At 72.5% G+C, this 14,574-nt stretch carries 12 protein-coding genes and 1 pseudogene; 7 read left to right on the top strand and 6 right to left on the bottom strand.

Going from position 1 to position 14,574, the window contains the following annotated elements; translation table 11 throughout:
- Positions 1–81: 81 nt before the first annotated feature.
- The 3 genes from ACGF2Y_RS27440 to ACGF2Y_RS27430 form a co-directional block, all read right to left on the bottom strand.
- Positions 82–1,479, bottom strand: coding sequence for an MFS transporter (locus ACGF2Y_RS27440; RefSeq protein ID WP_392952635.1), 1,398 nt, complete (start codon positions 1,477–1,479; stop codon positions 82–84).
- A 108-nt stretch (positions 1,480–1,587) separates the two neighbouring features.
- Positions 1,588–2,385, bottom strand: coding sequence for a 3-hydroxybutyrate dehydrogenase (locus tag ACGF2Y_RS27435; RefSeq protein WP_392952632.1), 798 nt, complete (start codon positions 2,383–2,385; stop codon positions 1,588–1,590).
- A 621-nt stretch (positions 2,386–3,006) separates the two neighbouring features.
- On the bottom strand, positions 3,007–3,504 hold the full coding sequence (locus ACGF2Y_RS27430; RefSeq protein ID WP_392952629.1) for an NUDIX domain-containing protein: 498 nt from the start codon (positions 3,502–3,504) through the stop codon (positions 3,007–3,009).
- A 137-nt stretch (positions 3,505–3,641) separates the two neighbouring features.
- On the opposite strand from ACGF2Y_RS27430, the gene ACGF2Y_RS27425 reads away from it, so the two are divergent.
- The gene (locus ACGF2Y_RS27425) at positions 3,642–4,760 is read left to right on the top strand and encodes a glycerate kinase (protein WP_392952727.1); all 1,119 of its coding nucleotides are present in this window, start codon (positions 3,642–3,644) and stop codon (positions 4,758–4,760) included.
- A 310-nt stretch (positions 4,761–5,070) separates the two neighbouring features.
- Here the strand turns inward: ACGF2Y_RS27425 and ACGF2Y_RS27420 are convergent, their stop codons facing one another.
- Positions 5,071–5,820: a PucR family transcriptional regulator gene (locus ACGF2Y_RS27420; RefSeq protein ID WP_392952626.1), complete on the bottom strand. Its 750-nt coding sequence runs from the start codon at positions 5,818–5,820 to the stop codon at positions 5,071–5,073.
- Between the two features lie 249 nt (positions 5,821–6,069).
- Here ACGF2Y_RS27420 and ACGF2Y_RS27415 point away from each other — a divergent pair, with 249 nt between their 5' ends.
- From ACGF2Y_RS27415 to ACGF2Y_RS27395, 5 genes are read left to right on the top strand one after another with little or no spacing between them, the layout of a single operon-like run.
- A complete protein-coding gene (locus tag ACGF2Y_RS27415) occupies positions 6,070–6,867 on the top strand; it encodes an ABC transporter ATP-binding protein (RefSeq protein ID WP_392952624.1) in 798 nt (265 codons plus the stop codon).
- Entirely contained in the window at positions 6,864–7,667 is an 804-nt protein-coding gene (locus ACGF2Y_RS27410) for an ABC transporter ATP-binding protein (protein WP_392952621.1), read from the top strand. The genes ACGF2Y_RS27415 and ACGF2Y_RS27410 overlap by 4 nt, the downstream gene beginning before the upstream one ends.
- The gene (locus ACGF2Y_RS27405) at positions 7,664–8,554 is read left to right on the top strand and encodes a branched-chain amino acid ABC transporter permease (protein WP_392952618.1); all 891 of its coding nucleotides are present in this window, start codon (positions 7,664–7,666) and stop codon (positions 8,552–8,554) included. The genes ACGF2Y_RS27410 and ACGF2Y_RS27405 overlap by 4 nt, the downstream gene beginning before the upstream one ends.
- Positions 8,547–9,776, top strand: a complete 1,230-nt coding sequence (locus ACGF2Y_RS27400; RefSeq protein ID WP_392952615.1) for a branched-chain amino acid ABC transporter permease — start codon at positions 8,547–8,549, stop codon at positions 9,774–9,776. The genes ACGF2Y_RS27405 and ACGF2Y_RS27400 overlap by 8 nt, the downstream gene beginning before the upstream one ends.
- The gene (locus tag ACGF2Y_RS27395) at positions 9,773–11,026 is read left to right on the top strand and encodes an ABC transporter substrate-binding protein (protein ID WP_392952613.1); all 1,254 of its coding nucleotides are present in this window, start codon (positions 9,773–9,775) and stop codon (positions 11,024–11,026) included. Before ACGF2Y_RS27400 ends, ACGF2Y_RS27395 begins: the two co-directional genes overlap by 4 nt.
- A gap of 746 nt (positions 11,027–11,772) precedes the next feature.
- Here the strand turns inward: ACGF2Y_RS27395 and ACGF2Y_RS27390 are convergent.
- Together ACGF2Y_RS27390 and ACGF2Y_RS27385 are read right to left on the bottom strand one after the other, a co-directional pair.
- Positions 11,773–12,195: a hypothetical protein gene (locus tag ACGF2Y_RS27390; protein WP_392952610.1), complete on the bottom strand. Its 423-nt coding sequence runs from the start codon at positions 12,193–12,195 to the stop codon at positions 11,773–11,775.
- A gap of 258 nt (positions 12,196–12,453) precedes the next feature.
- The gene (locus ACGF2Y_RS27385; protein ID WP_392952607.1) at positions 12,454–13,968 is read right to left on the bottom strand and encodes an IPT/TIG domain-containing protein; all 1,515 of its coding nucleotides are present in this window, start codon (positions 13,966–13,968) and stop codon (positions 12,454–12,456) included.
- A 27-nt stretch (positions 13,969–13,995) separates the two neighbouring features.
- On the opposite strand from ACGF2Y_RS27385, the pseudogene ACGF2Y_RS27380 reads away from it, so the two are divergent.
- Positions 13,996–14,407 (top strand): annotated as a pseudogene (locus tag ACGF2Y_RS27380) (ATP-dependent DNA ligase); the annotation flags it as partial.
- Positions 14,408–14,574: the final 167 nt, after the last annotated feature.

The raw sequence follows: 14,574 nt of genomic DNA, 5'->3' as shown, positions 1-14,574 counted from the left end.
CTCCCGGGGAGGGCCGAGCGGGCAGCGGGGGTGCGGCTCCCGCGCGCCGTACGAGCGGTGCGGCGCGCGGGAGGCGCGGGGTCAGCGGCCGAGGGTGACCGAGTCCTCGCGGCCGGCGGCCGGCGTGCCCGGGACCGCCTGGTCCAGGCCGTCCTTGGCCAGGTCGCGGCCACGGGTCTCCTTCGCCAGCCAGACCGTCACCGCGGTGACCAGGGCGGCGAAGCAGAGGTAGAGGGAGATCGGGACGGAGGAGCGGTAGTCCTTGAGCAGTTCGACCGCGATGAGCGGGGCGAGGGCGCCGCCGATGATCGAGGCGAGCTGGGAGCCCATCGAGGCACCGGAGTAGCGGACCTTCGTATCGAACATCTCGGAGATGAAAGCCGCCTGCGGCCCGTACATCGCCCCGTGCAGCAGCAGGCCGACGGTGACCGACAGGACGATCACCGGGAAGGACCTGGTGTCCAGGAGCGCGAAGAAACCGAAGGCCCACACGGCCATGCCGAGGGCGCCGATCAGCGTGACGGGCCGGCGGCCGAGCCGGTCCGAGAGGGCGCCCCACAGCGGGATCGTGACGAAGTGGACCGCCGAGCCGATCAGTACGGCGTTGAGGGCGTCGCTCTTGGACATCTCCAGGTGCACGGTCACATAGACCAGGAGGAACGCGGTGAGGATGTAGTACGAGATGTTCTCGCCGAAGCGGGTGCCGATGGCGAGGAGCACCTCGCGCCAGCTCTTGCGGAACACCGCGACGACCGGGGCCTGCTCCTTGACGCCCGCGGCGGCCTGCTCCTGCGACTTCTTCTGCGCCTCCAGGAAGACCGGGGACTCCTCGACGGAGATACGGATCCACAGGCCGATCATGACGAGGACGCCGGAGAGCAGGAAGGGGATGCGCCAGCCCCAGGCGAGGAAGGTCTCGTCGGACTGGACGGTGGCGAGCAGCGCCAGGACGCCGGTCGCGAGCAGGTTGCCGCCCGGGGCTCCGGCCTGCGGCCAGGAGGCCCAGAAGCCGCGCCGCTCGTCGCCGCCGTGTTCGGAGACGAGGAGCACGGCGCCGCCCCACTCGCCGCCGAGCGCGAAGCCCTGGACCAGCCGCAGGACCGTCAGCAGGATCGGCGCCCAGACGCCGATGCCGGCGTGGGTGGGCAGCAGCCCCATGGCGAAGGTGGCGCCGCCCATCATCAGCAGGCTGATCACGAGGAGCTTCTTCCGGCCGATCTTGTCGCCGTAGTGGCCGAAGACGACACCGCCGAGCGGACGGGCGGCGAAGCCGACCGCGTACGTCAGGAAGGCCAGCAGGGTGCCGACGAGCGGGTCGCTGCTGGGGAAGAAGAGCGTGTTGAAGACGAGCGCGGCGGCCGAGCCGTAGAGGAAGAAGTCGTACCACTCGATGGTGGTTCCGACGAGGCTGGCCGCGACGATCCGGCCGATCTTGCCCCCGGGGGCGGGTGGTGCGGAGGCGGAGCTGGGGGAACCCATGATGAGTCACCGCGTTTCGTTGGCAGGGCGGTCAGGGACGGGGGTGCGGGAGCGGGTGGTGCGCGTCGTGCGCCCGGCTCCGGTGGGGACCGGAGCCGGGTGTGGGGGTCAGCGGGCGCCCCAGCCCCCGTCGACGGGGAGCGAGGCGCCGGTGATGTACGAGGTGTGGGGGCCGCAGAGCCAGAGGCAGACGGCGGCGACCTCTTCGGGCTCGATCAGCCGCTTGATCGCGGAGCGGTCCAGGAGGATGTCGGTGACGACCTCCTCCGGGGGGATCCCGTGCGCGGCGGCCTGGCCCGCGATCTGGCCCTCCACCAGGGGCGTGCGCACGTAACCGGGGTTGACGCAGTTACTGGTCACCCCGTGCGGGGCGCCCTCCAGAGCGGCCACCTTGCTCAGCCCCTCCAGGCCGTGCTTGGCCGCGACGTAGGCGGACTTGAAGGCGCTGGCCCGCAGCCCGTGCATGCTGGAGACGTTGACGATCCGGCCCCACTTTCCGGCGTACATGTGCGGGAGGCAGTTCCGCATCAGCAGGAACGGGGCGGTCACCATCACCTTCTGGATCAGTTCGAAGCGGGCCGGCGGGAAGTCCTCGATGGCGGCGACGTGCTGCAGCCCGGCGTTGTTGACCAGGACGTCCACACCGGTCGGCAGCGTCCCGATCGCTTCGGGGCCGGCCAGGTCCACGGTGTGGGCCACGCCGCCGATCGCCGCGGCGACGGTCCTGGCGCTTTCGGCCTCGCGGTCGACCACGTGAACAAGTGCACCGGCCCCGGCGAGCGCTTCGGCGGCGGCCCGCCCGATGCCGCTGCCGCCGCCGGTGACGAGGGCGGTACGCCCTGTGAGGTCCACGGCTCCGGCGCCCGGCGCGGAGGTGCCGGGAACTGAGTGAAATCGGCTCGTCATGGCCGGAAACGCTAGAGACACCCGGCCGGACATCCCATGGCGCGGAACGCCACAGTAAGCGGGCGGGGAGTGGCGGACACCGCCACCCGGCGAACCGTGCGCGACCCCCGGAGCACCTGGGCCCGCGAGCTGCTCACCGCGACGGAAGGGAGCCCTCCGGCGTGGCGGGCTCCGTCAGGGGCGTGCGGGTGGAGCGGGCTGCCGTCCAGCGGGCAGCGGGCGGGCGGCTGGGCGGGACCGGCCCGTTCGGGCGGCTTCGGGGCTCGGCTGGACGGGGGCCGCGGACTGTCGTGCCGGCCGTCGTCCAGCCGGCATTCCAGCCGCCGCGGCCGCCGAACGGCGGGACGGCGGGACGGCGGGACGGCACGAGCGGGCGCAGCCGGTCGGGGGGCGCCGTGTCGAGCACCTTGTCCCTGCTCATGCCCGTACACCTCTCGCCGCATCGACCGCGCACGGGACCAGGAACCCGTAAGGCCCACGGCAATGGCGGCCGTCCACACACCGGCGCCGGGCCGGATGGTGATCACGACGGTGCGGGCGGCCCGGCACGAAGGCGCCCGCCGCCGAGGCCGAGCAGGAGGCCTCCTCGTCCAGGGCGACTCCTGTTGGCCTGCTGCGCGCCTACGCGACCGGGTCGCCGTCCTCCAGTTCCGCCGGCCCGCCGCCCGACGCCAGGGCCGCCAGCGCCGCCCGCACCCGGAGGCCGAGCGAGCCCAGCAGGAAGCCGTCCAGATCGGCGGGCGCCACCAGTTTCCAGGAGAGCAGTTCCTCCTCCTGGAGCCGGATCGCCGTGAGTTGAGCGGCGGTGAGCACCCCGCCGTCGTACAGGTACGCCACGATCGGCGGGCGGCCGACGCCCCGCACCCAGTCCACGGCGAGCAGCCGTCCCGGGGCCAGATCGAGGCCGATCTCCTCCGCCGTCTCGCGCCGGGCCGCCTGCCGGGGCCCCTCGCCGGCCTCGGACTCGACGGTCCCACCGGGCAGCGCCCAGCCCTCGCGGTAGTTCGGCTCGACGAGCAGGATCCGCCCGTTCGCGTCACGGAAGAGCGAGGCGGCACCGGCCAGGACCCGGGGGAGCCCGGCGATGTACGCGGCGTAGTCGGCGTCGGGATTCGTCACGGCCGACAGCGTAGTGGCACGGGCCGGCGGCCCGGCCGTGGACGGCCATGGGCAGATCAGGGGTCCTGCGGATAGGGTCGGGGCGGCGCGACTGCCTGTTCGAAAGCAAGGGATGCAAGGTGACGGACGGAGCAGATGTGGAGACCGCCCGCGTGCTCGTCGCGGCGGACAAGTTCAAGGGCTCGCTCACGGCCGTACAGGTCGCGGAGCGGGTGACGGCCGGGCTGCGGCGCGTCGTTCCCGGTGTACGGGTGGAGACCCTGCCGGTCGCGGACGGCGGCGACGGCACGGTCGCGGCGGCGGTGGCCGCCGGATTCGAGCGCCGTGAGGCGCGGGTGACCGGCCCCCTCGGGGAGCCGGTGACGGCGGCGTACGCGCTGCGCGGGTCCACCGCCGTGGTGGAGATGGCCGAGGCCTCGGGCCTCCAGCTCCTGCCCGACGGGGTGTTCGCCCCGCTCACGGCCACCACGTACGGCTCGGGCGAGCTCCTGCGGGCCGCGCTGGAGGCGGGGGCGACGACGATCGTGTTCGGGGTCGGCGGCAGCGCCACCACGGACGGCGGCGCGGGCATGCTCGCCGCCCTCGGGGCCCGCTTCCTGGACGCGGACGGCAGGCCCGTCGGCCCCGGCGGCGGCCCGCTCGGCGACCTGGCCGAGGCCGACCTCTCGGGGCTCGACCCGCGCCTGGCGGACGTCGACCTGGTCCTGGCCAGCGACGTGGACAACCCGCTGACGGGGCCCAAGGGCGCTCCCGAGGTGTACGGCCGGCAGAAGGGTGCGAGCGAGGAGGACATCGCGGTCCTCGACGCGGCCCTGACGCACTACGCCTCGATCCTGGGCCCGGACACGGCGGCCCTGCCCGGCGCGGGCGCGGCCGGAGGCATCGGCTACGGGGCGCTCGTCGCCCTCGGCGCCCGCTTCCGCCCCGGCATCGAGGTCATGCTCGACGTACTGGGCTTCGCCCCCGCGCTCGCCAGGGCCACGCTGGTCATCACGGGCGAGGGCTCACTGGATGAGCAGACGCTGCACGGCAAGGCCCCGGCCGGGGTCGCCGCCGCCGCTCGCGCGGCCGGGATCGAGGTCGTGGCGGTCTGCGGCCGGCTCGCCCTTTCCCCGGAGGCCCTGGAGAAGGCGGGCATCCGCCGCGCCTACGCCCTGGCCGAGCTGGAACCGGACCCGGCCGTGTCCATGGCCCAGGCGGGGCCGTTGCTGGAGCGGGCGGCGGAGTCGATCGCCCGGGACTTCCTGCGGCGCTGACGCGGAGCGCGACGTACGGAGGACGGCACGAGCCGACGTACGGAGCGGACGTTACGGGGACGGCACGGAGTCGACGTACGGAGCGGACGTGCGAGGACGGTACGGAGCGCACGTACAGAGCGGACGTGCGGAGGGGCCCGGGGACAGACGCCGGGCCCCTTCCGCGCGTCCCGTGCCCTGTGCCTCCGCGCCCCGTGCCTCGCGGGCTTCCGCGCCTCGGGCCCTGCGGGCTTCCGTGCCTCGGGCTCCGCGAGTCCCGGGTCCGTCCCGCGCCTCGCGCCTCCCGGGCCCGGCCCCGCCCCTCCGCGTCTCACGTCGGTCCGGACGACAGCCTCAGGACGTCCAGCGCCAGCACCAGGTCGACCAGCTCGCGCGGCCGTGACAGCGAGCGCGCGGTCAGCCGCTCCAGCCGCCGCAGCCGGTTGAACACCGTGTTGCGGTGGCACCGCAGCCGTACCGCCGCCCGCCCCACCGACCCGCCGCATTCCAGCCACGCCTCCAGCGTCCCCACCAGCACCGCACGCTCCGCCGGAACCAGCGCCAGCAGCGGACCGAACACCTCCGTGAGGAGCCGGGCGGACAGCTCCGGCCGGCTCACCAGCAGGGCCGTCGACAGCCGCTCGTCGAGCCGTACGACCTCCCGGGTGCCGGGCGCGCACGTCAGCAGCGCCGTGCCCGCGAGCCGCCGGGCCGCACCCAGCTCCGCCAGCGAGCCCACCACGGGACTCATGCCCCCCGGCCCCGCACCGCGCTCCGTGAGCCGCGCCACCGCCCCGGCCGCGCCCACCGCACCCAGCAGCACCACCACGACGTGCCCGTCCCCGTACCCGTTCTCGACCCCGTACCCGTCCCTGGAGTCGCACCAGTACCAGCGCGTCCCGTCCGCCTCCGCGCCCTCCGCCTCCGCGCCCTCCGGCACGGGCGCGGCCAGCACGACCACCGCGTAACGCCCTCGTACCGGCAGCCCGAGGCCGCGCGCCGCACGCTCCACCAGGTCCGGCGGGGCCCCGCCCGCCAGCAGCGGGCCGAGCAGCGCCCCGTACCGCGTTCCACGCCGCATCCGCCGCTCCGTCCCCGGGTCCGGGCGTACCTGATGACCGATGAGGATGCCACCGGCCGGCCGGGCGGGCGCCCGCCCGTACCTGTGTCTGTGCAGGTGCACAACGAGGCCCCTCGTTCGCTGGTCGCCCGCATCGAGTCGGTCCCGCGCCGTGGACGCACGCCCCGTCCGGTGCTGGTCTGTGGCACCACCCCCACCAACCAGCACGACAGACGAGGACAACACGACAAGGCGGAAGGAGGAGGACGCATGGCAACGCTAGAGATCCGCGCGCTGTCCGTCGGCTACGGCCCGGTCCGCGCGCTGCGCGACATCTCCGTCGATGTGCCGGACGGCGGGATCACCGCCGTGCTCGGCGGCAACGGCGCGGGCAAGACCACGCTGCTGCGGGCCGTGTCGCGGACCCTCGGCTTCCACCGCGGGACGGGCACCGGCACCATCCGGTTCGACGGCCGCCCCCTGGAGGGGCTGCGGCCCGCCCAGGTGGTGGCCGCCGGAGTGGTCCAGGTACCGGAGGGCCGGCAGGTCTTCGCCCGGATGACGGTGGCCGACAACCTGCGGGCGGGCGCCCTCGGGGCGCGTGGCGGGCGCAAGGAGACGAGTGCCGCACTGGCCCGGGTGCACGAGCTGTTCCCGGTGCTCGCCGACCGCGCGCACCAGCGGGCCGGGCTGCTGTCCGGCGGCGAGCAGCAGATGCTGGCGATGGGCCGGGCCCTGATGGCGGGGCCACGCCTGCTCCTGCTGGACGAGCCCTCGCTCGGCCTCGCCCCGCTGATGGCGGCCAGGATCGCCGAGACCGTGCGGGAGATCAACGCGAGCGGCACCTCCGTCATGCTCGTCGAGCAGAACGCGGCCATCGCGTTGCGGCTCGCCTCCACGGCGTACGTCCTCGATGTCGGCGAGGTCGCCCTGTCCGGTCCCGCCGGCGAACTCGCCGCGTCCGACGAGGTGCGCCGCCGCTACCTCGGCGTCGTCGACGAGGACGCGGCGGCGGACACCGACCCGGCCGCCCGGAGCAGCCGCACCCTGAGCAGGTGGTCCGCATGACCACCACCACCGCGACGGCCTCCGCGCACAGCACCACGGCCGCCCTCGCCGTGCGGGACGTCACCGTCCGCTTCTCGGGGCTCACCGCCCTGGACGGTGTCTCCTTCACCGTCGAACCCGGCAGTGTGCACGCCGTCATCGGGCCCAACGGCGCGGGCAAGTCCACCTGCTTCAACGTGCTGTCCGGCGTCTACCGCGCCACCTCCGGGCACGTCCGGCTCGGCGACACCGAACTCACCGGACTCCCGCCGCACACCATCGCGGACCTCGGAGTCGCGCGCACCTTCCAGAACCTGGCGCTGCCCCCGCACGCGACCGTCGCCGACAGCCTCCTGCTCGGCCGCCACCGGCTGACCCGCTCCGGGTTCCTCGCCACCGGCCTGCGGCTGCCCCGTGCCGCCCGCGAGGAACGACGCCACCGCGACCGGGTCCGGGAGATCGCCGAATTCATCGGCCTGGGCAAGGAGTTGGAACGTCCGGCGGGATCACTGCCGTACGGAAAGCAGAAGCTCGTCGAGCTCGGCCGCGCCCTGTGCATGGAGCCGAAGGTCCTGCTGCTGGACGAGCCGATCGCCGGGATGACTGCGGACGAGCGCCGCCGCACCGCCGCCGTCGTGGCCGACGTACGCGACAGCCTCGGCATCTCCATCGTGCTGGTCGAGCACGACATGGGAGTGGTGATGCGGCTCGCGGACGCGGTGACCGTACTCGACTTCGGACGCAGGATCGCGGGCGGCACACCCGCCGAGGTCCAGAACGATCCGGCCGTCGTCCAGGCCTACTTGGGAGCACCTCAATGACCACGACTCTCGAACTCCTCCTCGGCGGCCTGTCGATCGGTTCGGTCTACGCACTCATCGCGCTCGGGTTCGTCGTCATCTTCAAAGCCACCGAGGTCGTCAACTTCGCCCATGCGTCCCTGCTGTTGGCGGGCGGTTACGTCACCGCCGTACTCCACGACGACATCGGGTTCTGGCCCGCGCTGCTCGTCGGGATCGCGGGGGCGGCGGCCGTCGGGGCGGCCATCGAGTTCTTCGTGATGCGCCGCTACCGGGGCAGCGACCACAGCGTCCTGGCCATCGTCACCATCGGCGTCGACATCCTCCTGATCACCGAACTCACCCGCCGGATGGGCACGGACGTGCTCGCCCTCGGAGACCCCTGGGGCAACCAGGTCGTCTCCATCGGCGGCATCACCCTCGCCCAGACCCGTATCGCCGCGTTCCTCGCCGCCGGGCTGCTGATCACGGTGTTCCTGCTCGCCTTCCGCTACACCTCGTGGGGCGTGTCGATGCGGGCGGCCGCCGAGAACCCGCAGACGGCGGCGCTCATGGGCATCAAGCTGGGACGGGTGTCGCTCGCCGCCTGGGCGGTCGCCGGGGCCCTCGCCGCCGTCGCGGCCCTCTTCCTCACCGTGTTCCCGACCCCGGGCCTCGAACGCGCCACCTCGCTCGCCGCGCTCAAGGCGTTCCCCGCCGCGATCCTCGGCGGACTCGACTCCACCACCGGGGCACTCGCCGGCGGACTCATCGTCGGCGTCACCGAGTCCCTCGCCACCGGCTACCAGAGCGACCTCGCCTTCCTCGGCCGGGGCATCGGCGATCTGGCGCCCTACCTGGTGATGGTGGCGGTCCTGCTCATCCGGCCCGCGGGGCTCTTCGGCACGAAGGAGCTGGCCCGTGTCTGACGCCACCGCCTCCGACACCACCGCCGAAGCAGCCCCCGAAGCCCCTGCCGCCCCCGCACGCGGCGGCGGCGCGGAGAGCCTCACCGACCGGCTGCGCAGGCCTCGTACGTACGCCGTCCTCATCGGCTCCCTCCTGCTCCTCGTCCTCCCCTTCTACCTGGAGCGCTTCTGGCTCCAGGCCGGACTGTTCGCGATGGCGGCGGCGATCGGCGCCATCGGGCTCAACATGCTCACCGGCGCCACCGGACAGCTCTCCATGGGCCACGCGTTCTTCCTGGCCGTCGGCGCGTACGGCTACTGCATCCTGGCGGGCGAGAGCAGTACCGAGAACGGGCACACACTGACCGGACTCGGACTGCCCACCTGGCTGGCCGCGATCCTCGCCGTGCTGCTCGCCGGAGCGGCGGGCGGGCTCTTCAGCCCCATCGCCGGCCGGCTGCGCGGCGCGTACCTCGGTATCGCGACGCTCGCGCTGATCTTCATCGGGCAGCACGTCCTGTTCAACGCGGGCTCGCTGACCGGTGGTTACAACGGCCGGGCCGTACCTCCCCTGTCGCTGTTCGGCTTCACCTTCGACGACACCGAACTCGTCGTCGCCGCCGTGCCGTTCGGCTCCTCGGAGAAGCTCTGGTACGTGGGCCTGGCCGCGCTCCTGCTCAGCGCGCTGTTCGCCCGGGGTGTGCTGCGCGGCCGGCCCGGACGGGCCATGAACGCCATCCGCGACCACCGGATCGCGGCCGGGGTGATGGGCGTGCCGGTGGCCCGCTACCGGGCCGGCGTCTTCGTCCTGTCCTCGATGTACGCGGGCCTCGCGGGCGTCCTGCTCGCCCTGGTCTTCCAGCGGACCGTGCCCGAGTACTTCGGCATGATCCTGTCCCTCGAATACCTCGCCATGATCGTCATCGGCGGGCTCGGCAGCGTCGCGGGCGCGGTGATCGGCGCCGCCTTCGTCTCCCTGCTCCCGCAGGTGTTCACGCACTACAGCGACTCCCTCCCGCTGGTCTCCGCCCCCGGAACGGGCGGGCTGGCACCCGGTGAGGCGTCCCGCTATCTGTACGGCGCCGCGGTGGTCGCGGTGGTCCTGTTCCTGCCCGGCGGCCTCGCCCGCCTCGGCCTCGTACGTACGAAGAAGCCGAAGGCTCCGAAGCAGCCGGCCGTTCCGAAGCAGCCGGCGGCTCCGAAGCAGTCAGCGGCTCCGAACAATCCAGGGGAGAAGTCATGAAACCGAGAGTGCTCACGGCCGTGGTCGCGACCCTCGCCGTCACCCTCGTCGGGTGCAGCGGCAAGGCCACCGACGGAAAGGCGGACGAGCAGGACAAGGCCGGGATCAAGACGGGTCCCGGGGTCTCCTCCTCGACGATCTCCCTCGGCGTGCTGACCGACATGACCGGTGTCTACGCCTCACTCGGCAAGAGCGTCACCCAGGCGCAGCAGCTGTGGGCGAAGCAGACGAACGACGAGGGCGGCATCTGCGACCGGAAGATCGAACTGACGGTCCGCGACCACGGATACGATCCGCAGAAGGCGATCACCGCGTACACCGAGCTGGAGCCGGAGGTGGTGGGCTTCGCCCAGTTCATCGGCTCCCCGTTCGTCGCCGCCGTCGAGCAGCGCATCGACGGCAAGGACAAGGGCCTCGTGCTGCCGCAGGCCTGGTCGGCGAACCTGCTGGGCTCCCCGTACATCCGGGTCATCGGCGCCACGTACGACGTCGAGACGATCAACCTGATCGACTATCTCCTCGCCGAGAAGCGCATCGCGAAGGGCGACAGGATCGGTCACGTGTACTTCGAGGGCGACTACGGCGAGAACGCGCTCATCGGCTCGAAGCACGCGGCGAAGGAGGCCGGTCTCACCGTGGTCGAGCAGAAGATCAAGCCGACCGACAACGACATGACGGCCCAGGTCGCCGCCCTCAAGCAGGCCGGGGTCAAGGCCGTGATCGTCAGCGCGGGCCCCCGCCAGGCGGCCTCGCTCGTCGGCGTCGCGGCGGCCACCGGCTTCGACGTCCCGGTCGTCGGCAACAACTCGGCTTTCGCCCCGCAGCTGTTGAAGACCCAGGCAGGCCCCGCCCTGCTCAAGGACTACTACGTCGCCGCCTCCACCCTGCCCATCGGAGACCCGGGCGACGGCCCCGCCAAGCTCGCGAAGGAGTACGCCGCCCAGTACCCGAAGGACGTGCTCGACAACGGCGTCGTCGCCGGCTACACGGCGGCCTCCCTGTTCGGCGAGGCGCTGTCCAAGGCGTGCGACGACAAGGACCTCACCCGCGAGGGCGTCGACAGGGCGCTGCTCACGATCAAGGGGTACGGGAGCGAGTTCGGGGTGTCGCACGACTTCTCGGACCCGAAGGCGCCGTCCACCCGGGAGAGCATCATCATGAAGCCGGACGCCAAGGCCCCCGGCGGCCTGAAGGTGGTCCGGCCGGCCGAGGTCGCCGCCGAGGCCGAGTCCTTCACCCCCGGTTCCTGATCCTCTTCCCCGTCCCGGTGGAAGGCGTACGGGCGGCTCGGCCCGTACGCCTTCCGGCGCCGTCGGGATCTCCGTCGGCACCGGCCCGGTTCGGACCTTCCGCCGTCCCTCCCGACGTACCGGATGCGGCCCCGCCCCACGCGGAGGCCGTGTCGACGACCGCCGGGGCCCGGTCCACCCCGCCCCGGGCCCCGAGTCCGTCCGGCACCGCCCGACGCGGCCGGCGCCACTGGCCGGCCCCGGTCCGTACCGTGAAGCGGCGATGCGCGGTTGCGGCCGTCCCACCACCTGGCGGACGAGCCGCGAACGACGGCGGCAACGGCGCGGCCCGCCCCCGGAGTTCAAAGACCTGACGCTTCGACAGATCGGCACCCATGATCGGCTTCAAGCCGCACGGACCTCACGTCACGTGAGGCGGCCTCTACGCCTTGACGGGTCCGGCCGTCCTGGCAGCCTTTCGGCCCTGTTCTCCCGAAGCTGCGGCGAAGTGACAAGTAGCTCCCTGTAATCAGGGTGACGCCCTGTCAGGGGCAGTGAGGCGGGGTGCGGGGAGTTCGCCAACCTGGAGGGCGGCGAAGTCGGCGTGGGCCTGCTCGACGGCCTCGGGGTACGCCTCGCGCTTGGCGTGCTCGGCGAGCGCCCGGTAGATGCTCGCGACGGAGGGGTTCCGGCCCTGGGGCCAGCGGAACAGTCAGTATCGGTGAGATTGATCTTGGTTGCCTGACCACCCGTGTGTGCCGGGGGGATCAACAAAACAGGCGGCTCTCGGCCGTGGACGCCGTCCGTCCCAGGGTGTTCAGCAGGTGCGCGGTGACGTCCTTGGTGCTGGTCTTGCCGGCCGACCCGGTGATGGCGATCACTGTGGTCCTCGTCGGCAGGCGCCTGATGAGCTCGGCGGCCAGACGGCCCAGCGCTGTTCGAACATCGTCCACGACGATGGTCGCCACGCCCAGTTCGCGTTCGGCGAGCACGGCCACGGCGCCGGCAGTGACAGCGGCTTGCGCATACGCCACCCCGCTTTGCTCCTCATCGCCCTCAATCGCGGCGAACAGGCCGCCTGTCACCACTTCGCGTAGGTCACAGCAGACAGGCGCGGTCACGACAGCATCGCCGTCGCAGCCGTCGGACAACTTCCCCGCCAACACGAACGCGATGTCCCGCAACGTCATCCTCAGCACTCGCACACACTTCCACCCGATTGCCCTGGATATCTAGGGTGCTTCGGAGGTTGTGAGGCATATGAGGCAGGTGGTCTGAGAACCATGTGCCTCATCGATATCCATGGGTTGTTGAGGCACGTTCGGCACGTCCGGTGGGTCCGGGTCGGGCTTCTGGCGAGTGTTCCGGTCAAGAACGTTTCGCTCATGCCGCTGCTCTCCGCCGGCATGTGGGCGCCGGTGGAGAGCAGCGGTGGTGCGTCGGATGGGTCAGGGGCAGGTGACCAGGATGATGGAGATGGCGGTGCAGGTGGCGCTGGCGGTGTCGTTGGCGGGGTTGGGGTCGGTGGGTGCGGAGACGGTGCGCAGCCCGGTGACCTTGACCTGGCCGAGGGTGAGCAGGCTCAGCGGGACGCGGAACGTCTTGTTGACGCCGGCGCCGTTGGCGATGGCGTCGTAGGCGCAGGTCACCGTGGTGGCGGCGACGGTGCAGCCGGCGGACAGGTTGGTGGCGGTCGCGCCTGGCGGGAGTTTCGCGGTCAGGGTGGCGGAGGTGACGGCGCCGGGGCCGGTGTTGTAGGCGGTGAGGGTGTAGGACAGGTAGGGCACCAGGAGGCCCAGGTGCGGCTGCGCGGTGAGGTTGACGTCGATATCCGCGGGCGGAACCAGGTAGGTGTACTGGTCGGCCGGCGTGGTCGCGCTGGTGCCGCCGGGGGTGGTCACCTGGACGTCGACGGTTCCGGCGGCATGGGCGGGAGACGTGGCCGTGCAGGAGGTCGCCGCGCAGCTCACGCCGGTGGCGGGGGTGCCGCCGAAGGTGACGGCGGTGGCATCGGCCAGGTCGGTGCCGGTGATCGTCACGGCGGTGCCGCCCGCGGTCGGGCCCGAGGCCGGGCTGATCGCGGTGACGGCCGGTGCGGGCGTGACGGTCGCGAGGCGCAGGACATCGAGGGTGGCGCTGCGCGTGTTGGCGACGTAAGCGAGGGTGCCGTCCGGGCTCACCCCGACACCGTAGGGGCCGCTGCCGATGGGGGCGTTCTCGGTGACGGTGTTGGTGGCGGTGTTGATCACCGCCAGAGAGTTGCTGGAGAAACTGGTCACATACGCGGTCGCGCCGTCAGGGCTGAACGCTGCACCGATCGGGTTGCCCGCCGTGGTGATCGTCGTGGCGACAGTGAGGGTGGCCGGGTCGACGACGGACAGGAAGTTGTCGTTGGAGTGGCTGATGTGGGCCGCCCCGGTCACGGGGTTGACCGCGACCGCGAACGGCTGGTCGCTCAGTGCCACAGTCGCGGTCACGGTGAGAGCGGCGGTGTCGATGACGCTCAGCGTGTTGTCGCCGTGGTTGGTGGCGTAGGCCCGCGCTCCGTCCGGGCTGAGGGCGACGTCCTGCGGGAACGGGCCGACGGTGACCGACCCGGTGACCGTGTTGCTGGCGGTGTCGATGACCCGGACCGACCCGTTGGGGTAGGCGGAGTCGGAGACGTAGACCCGGGTGCCCGCCGCGTTGACCGCGATTCCTGTCGGGTCGCTGAACCCGCCGACGGTGGCCGTCACCGTGTTGGTGGCGGTGTCCACGACACTGACCGTTCGGCTGCCGCGGTTGGCGACGTACAGGCGCGTGCTGTCGGGGGTGACCGCGATCCCGCCCGGGCTGTTGCCGACCGTGATGGTGGCCCCGACAGTGTTGCTGGGCGTGTTCAGGACGGTGACGGTGGTCCCGGCGGGATTGTCGTTGGGACCGCTGCCGTTGCTGACGTAGACGTGAGCGCCGTCCGGCGCCACGGCCACTTCCTGCGGGTTCGCCCCGGTCGGCTCACGTCCCGGTACGAGCCCGGGGTGCGGTCGAAGGCGTGGTTGAAGATCAAGATTCACCATCTCGCCGACGTCGTGATCGGCGGATGGGCCCCTGGGCGTGGCCGGCTGAACGGACTGCCCGGCGCGGTTCTCGTCGGGGAGCGGCGCGAGGGACTGCTGCACTACGCGGGCAACGTCGGTACCGGGTGGAGCGAGGCCGAACGTGCCCGCCTCGCCGAGCTCCTGCGGATCGCGGCCGCCGATCACTGCCCCTTCGCCGAGGTCCCGCCGGTCGCCGGGGCACGGTGGGTACTCCCCCGGCTCGTCGGCGAAGTCCGCCACTCGACCCCGCACCCGTACCGGACGCCTGCGCCACCCCTCCTGGCACCGACTGTGCCCCGACCTCGCCCCCGGCGACCTCACCTGATCCCGCGGAGGCACCGCGCGGGCCGGATTCTGGTCCGTTCGGGCCGGATGCGTCTCCGCCCGGCAGCGCTGTGACTGAGCGCGGTACCTGGCCTTGATGGCCAACTCCGGTGCTCAACCTCGCGACAGGCGAGGGCGGGCAACGGCTGTCTAAGCCTCGCCGCATCT

The organism is Streptomyces sp. NPDC048142 (assembly GCF_043202835.1).
Lineage (GTDB): Bacteria > Actinomycetota > Actinomycetes > Streptomycetales > Streptomycetaceae > Streptomyces.
This window is presented reverse-complemented; position numbering and strand designations above follow the sequence as displayed.

Excerpts from the sequence above, each read along its gene's own strand:
- ACGF2Y_RS27410 (WP_392952621.1), top strand. The coding sequence starts at position 6,864 with ATGACCACCACCACCGCGACGGCCTCCGCGCACAGCACCACGGCCGCC.
- ACGF2Y_RS27420 (WP_392952626.1), bottom strand. The coding sequence starts at position 5,820 with ATGCGGCGTGGAACGCGGTACGGGGCGCTGCTCGGCCCGCTGCTGGCG.
- ACGF2Y_RS27395 (WP_392952613.1), top strand. The coding sequence starts at position 9,773 with ATGAAACCGAGAGTGCTCACGGCCGTGGTCGCGACCCTCGCCGTCACC.
- ACGF2Y_RS27405 (WP_392952618.1), top strand. The coding sequence starts at position 7,664 with ATGACCACGACTCTCGAACTCCTCCTCGGCGGCCTGTCGATCGGTTCG.
- ACGF2Y_RS27415 (WP_392952624.1), top strand. The coding sequence starts at position 6,070 with ATGGCAACGCTAGAGATCCGCGCGCTGTCCGTCGGCTACGGCCCGGTC.
- ACGF2Y_RS27435 (WP_392952632.1), bottom strand. The coding sequence starts at position 2,385 with ATGACGAGCCGATTTCACTCAGTTCCCGGCACCTCCGCGCCGGGCGCC.
- ACGF2Y_RS27440 (WP_392952635.1), bottom strand. The coding sequence starts at position 1,479 with ATGGGTTCCCCCAGCTCCGCCTCCGCACCACCCGCCCCCGGGGGCAAG.
- ACGF2Y_RS27390 (WP_392952610.1), bottom strand. The coding sequence starts at position 12,195 with ATGACGTTGCGGGACATCGCGTTCGTGTTGGCGGGGAAGTTGTCCGAC.